The sequence below is a fragment of the Inquilinus sp. genome (assembly GCF_057815775.1).
In genome coordinates this window covers 1-4,135 of sequence record NZ_JBYRFX010001080.1, presented here as the reverse complement: position 1 = coordinate 4,135, position 4,135 = coordinate 1, and the positions used below count along the sequence as shown (strand labels likewise).

Below are 4,135 nucleotides of genomic sequence, written 5' to 3'. Positions count from 1 at the left end.
GAGGGTCCGCGCAGTTGATGACGGCGACCGCCCGAAGGTCGGGGTTGATAGTTCTTGCCTCTGCGACAAGGGCAGCGACCTTATCGATCGTCCACACGTCGAAGCTTCGGGGCTGAAACGGCACGACAGCGACGTGAGCGACGGTGAGGGCAGCACGAAGCCCCGCTGTGTCGCGACCGCCGACGTCAATGACGATGTCGTCATACTTGGGCTTCAGGGCGAGAACCTGAGATCGCACCGCGGCCCCCGAGAGTTGGATGGATGTATATCCAATCGCTCCGCCCTTGGTGTCCCCTCGGAGCGCGGCGAAATCGGTGGCCGTGGCCTGGTCGTCTGCGTCAACCAGGAGAACGTCACGCCGGGCACGGGTGGCTCGCTCAATGGCGAGATTGACGGCAAGGGTTGTCTTGCCGACGCCGCCTTTTGTCTGCGCGAGGGCCAATATCATTCCGGCATCGCTCCGACGCTGTTTAGGCAGTGAATCGATATAGGATGTAGTCGGACCGATATCGGTTGGCAATCATATGCAACGCCGCCGACGCAATTAATTGCACCGGCGGCCAACTAGCACGTGTCGTGGGCGGAGGGTGGGCCGGGTCGTCAGAGGTGCCGGCGGCCGAAATGTTGGTCGACCCGATCCAGTGGCGGGCGGATAATCCACTAGCACGGTATTAAGCGGATTTTTTCGCAGCTTGTGCGGCGCGGGTGCGCGGGTTCGAATCCGCCGCGGGTTCGAATTTACGCAGGTTGGCTGGCGGTTGCCGCACTACGGGGAGAGGAGGAGGCGGTCGGTATTCTCGCGCTGCCCCTTGGACCCTGGCTCCAGTTTCGGCTGATGCGGCCGACCCGGTGGTTATGCCAACCATCTCACGGCACATTTGGATGAGTCAAGGCTAAAATTGTATGGATCCGTCAGCGTCGAGATCTTCCCAATGTCGTCGCGCGCCTACCGACTGCGTATATACCTCATGCGTATATATCACCGGAGTATATATCGTTGCGTATAAATCGGGTTGCTATATACTATGACATGATGTCGTTACGGAATGTCGCTTGGTTGTGCCATGCCGCCGTGTCCTGCAGCGACGAACTATGGGATCTGGAATGTCTGACGTCGTTACAAAGTGGGGAGTTGCAGTGGCGGAGCGTGGCTTCGCCCAGATCCCCACGTACCTCCTCAACCTCAACCGATTCCTTGATCTGGACCATCGCCTGAGCCCGGTTGAGATGCTGGTGCTGCTGCAGCTGGCAGGGAGCTGGTGGAAGAAGGATGAGCATCCATTTCCAGCGATGAATACGCTTGCGAACCGTTGCGGCGTTTCGAGCCGCCAGGTCCAGAGAGCGATCAATCGGCTCGACAAGCTGAAGCTCATTGGGCGGGTGAAGCGAAAGAAGAAGGGCATCGTGGCCAGCAATGCCTACGATATGGGGCTGCTGGTCGACTTTCTGACTGAGATCGCCCGCGCCTTCCCGAATGAGTATCCGCGTCGTGTTACGATCGAAGATCGTCGGGAGCTGAGCCAGCGCCTCGGAAAAGTCGATCGCGAAGCCGCTGCTGGTGACGAGGATGACGACGCATAGGCGGAACGATATTCTAGGAAATTGGGGCTGGAATGTTGACGATCGAAGAAGCCATCCAGCTACGCGGCGCGAGAATTGTCTACCACGCATGTGATGCCGAGCCGGGCTGCCCTGACCGCATGACCCAGCTTGGCTTGCCGAGGCCGGCATCCATGGCCGACGTGTTCCTGGCAATGAGTGCGGCTTATGCCGCGATGAGCCCGGCCGAGCAGGGGGAAGAGGATCGCCGCGATGATGTTCGCGGCCGATACAATGCCTCTGCGAGCAGGACGGGTCTCGGCCCCGTGCCGCCACGCGATATGCCAGTATGGCCGAAGCGATTGATCTGAGGGCCAAGATGCTGGTCTCGCCTGCGTCGTCTCTTCGGCGGTGGAGGCGAGCCTGGCGGTGACCCTGAGGGCCGCATGCGCCCTGTCGGCTTGTGTTCTCGTCGGCCTGGCCCTGACGTCCTGGGATTGGGCGATGCCGTCGGCCGCACGGGTCGTTGACGGTGATACCGTGCGGATCCATGGAGTTCGGATGCGCCTCCTCGACATCGATGCTCCTGAGATCTTTCATCCGCGCTGCGCACGGGAGAGTGACGCCGGCGCCGCGGCAAAGGCTCGCCTGGCCCAACTGCTGGCCGCTGGTCCGATGCAGCTTGCTGATTCCGGAGAGCACGACCGGTATGGCCGTCCACTGGTGCGCATCAGCGTGAACGGGCAGGACCTTGGGCAGATCCTGCTACGGGAAGGGCTGGCGGTGGTGTGGCGACCTGGTCCGGTGGCATGGGAGGCGCGGCGCCGGCATTGGTGTTCCGATGTCTTCGAATAGGCCGGCCAAGCAAATGGTTCATAGGGCCGGAAGATTCCAAAATATGTGTAATGTCAATATTAAAGAGCCAAAAGTGCGCTCTTGCGAGCGCACGTTTTTGTCAGCGTAAAATCACCAAAATTACGACCAGAATCACTAAATATTGCATCGGCGTCTCCTTTCATTATCAATAGTACATCAATTACACGGAGTTAAGCAATATTATTCTTCGCGGAACGTGAAATAATTTTGCGGTTAGTCGGGGGAGTGTACTTTTGGGTGATCCAAAATGGATAGTGAGTTGGCAAGGCGGCGCAATAGGGTTATTTAGTGTGGCTAGGCCAAATAGGATCGCTTTTGCGCATTAAGAGCCAAGCGTGCAATAGTGGCACATTGAGGTATACCCTAATGAACCACCGCCTATGGTCGCGTGGCGTCCGGACGAGGAGGAAAGATGGCAACGCCGTCGCTCGAGCAGGAGTTTGCGTACTTCACCGAAGCGCAGCTAGCGACTGTCGAGGCCCTGAAATCTCGGAGATCATCAACGAAGTCTGATCTTCGGCGTCACGCCGCGATTGCCGACGGAATGGTTGAAGTTTGCCGACGCCGCGGGATTGGGCCGATGGGGCCCAATGGCCGCTCAACCATACGGCTCGCAGCTCTGTTGAAAGGTGAAGCAACCGGATGAGCGGCATCGCGCCTATGCGGGTCGCGCGGGTCTACCTTCGCGTCAGCACGGTCGACCAGGATCTTGAGCGTCAGGAGCGCATGATCGAGGAGGCGAGGGGAGGCGGCTACTATGTCGCCGGCGTCTATCGCGAGAAGGCTTCCGGCGCCCGTGCCGATCGCCCGGAGCTGCAGCGGCTGATCCAGGACCTGCAGACTGGTGAGGTTGTCGTGGCGGAGAAGATCGACCGCATCAGCCGCCTTCCGTTGGCCGACGCGGAACGTCTGGTAGCCTCGATCCGCGCGAAGGGCGCCCGCTTAGCGGTGCCCGGCCTTGTCGACCTCTCCGAGCTGGCCGCCGGCACCGCCGGCGTCGCCAAGGTCGTGCTGGAGTCGGTCCAGGATATGCTGCTGCGCCTGGCGCTGCAGATGGCGCGAGAGGATTACGAGGACCGCCGCGAACGACAGCGCCAGGGGATTGAGATCGCGAAGCGCGATGGCCGCTACAGCGGACGCAAGGCGAACCCCGCGATGCACGCGAGGATCATCGCTTTGCGGAAAGGCGGCACCAGCATCGTCGAGACGGCCGATCTGGCCGGCTGCAGCGTGGCTCAGGTGAAGCGAATTTGGGCGGCCTACCGCATCAACGCGAGCTAGCGGCGGCAGTCCATTCCCCGGCAGACGACCAGGCAGGCAATCTGTTGGGTCGCAGCATTCGGAGAATCAAATTAATAAAGGAATGACGCTGGCGTGCTTTTGATGTGGATTAATGGTTTAGTTCCACACTAGTTCTGACCGTTTTATCGGTATGAGTGTGACGCCCTCAATTGATTTTGTATCATAGATTACGAATGATTTTGATACTGCGTTGTTTTCTGATATGGGCGAACAGATAATCTTATCTGATGTAATTCGAAGAGTTATGTATGTTTTATCATTTATGGAAAATTTATACTGTTGACGCGCTGATGCCTCAGAATTGCCAATCGCGGCGGCAAGGAGTGATAGAAATAAAATTAGCGCTATTATAATTGTAAGCATTCCATGAAAAGTCTGAGGTAGTTTCACAGTAGAAAATCCGGATTGAATTTTGCCA

5 protein-coding genes are annotated in these 4,135 nt (G+C 58.3%); 4 read left to right on the top strand and 1 reads right to left on the bottom strand.

Annotated features, from left to right (window positions below):
- Nucleotides 1–448: AAA family ATPase (locus AC3XYG_RS38715; protein WP_489145236.1), on the bottom strand; the 448-nt coding region annotated here is incomplete at its 3' end.
- A 656-nt stretch (nucleotides 449–1,104) separates the two neighbouring features.
- Between AC3XYG_RS38715 and AC3XYG_RS38710 the strand changes: the two genes are divergently transcribed.
- From AC3XYG_RS38710 to AC3XYG_RS38695, 4 genes are all read left to right on the top strand, one after another.
- A complete protein-coding gene (locus AC3XYG_RS38710; protein ID WP_489145235.1) occupies nucleotides 1,105–1,581 on the top strand; it encodes a helix-turn-helix domain-containing protein in 477 nt (158 codons plus the stop codon).
- A 32-nt stretch (nucleotides 1,582–1,613) separates the two neighbouring features.
- Entirely contained in the window at nucleotides 1,614–1,910 is a 297-nt protein-coding gene (locus AC3XYG_RS38705) for a hypothetical protein (RefSeq protein ID WP_489145234.1), read from the top strand.
- Nucleotides 1,911–2,100: 190 nt separating this feature from the next.
- Nucleotides 2,101–2,394, top strand: a complete 294-nt coding sequence (locus tag AC3XYG_RS38700; protein ID WP_489145233.1) for a thermonuclease family protein — start codon at nucleotides 2,101–2,103, stop codon at nucleotides 2,392–2,394.
- 663 nt (nucleotides 2,395–3,057) lie between these two features.
- Nucleotides 3,058–3,696, top strand: coding sequence for a recombinase family protein (locus AC3XYG_RS38695; protein ID WP_489145232.1), 639 nt, complete (start codon nucleotides 3,058–3,060; stop codon nucleotides 3,694–3,696).
- Nucleotides 3,697–4,135 lie beyond the last annotated feature (439 nt).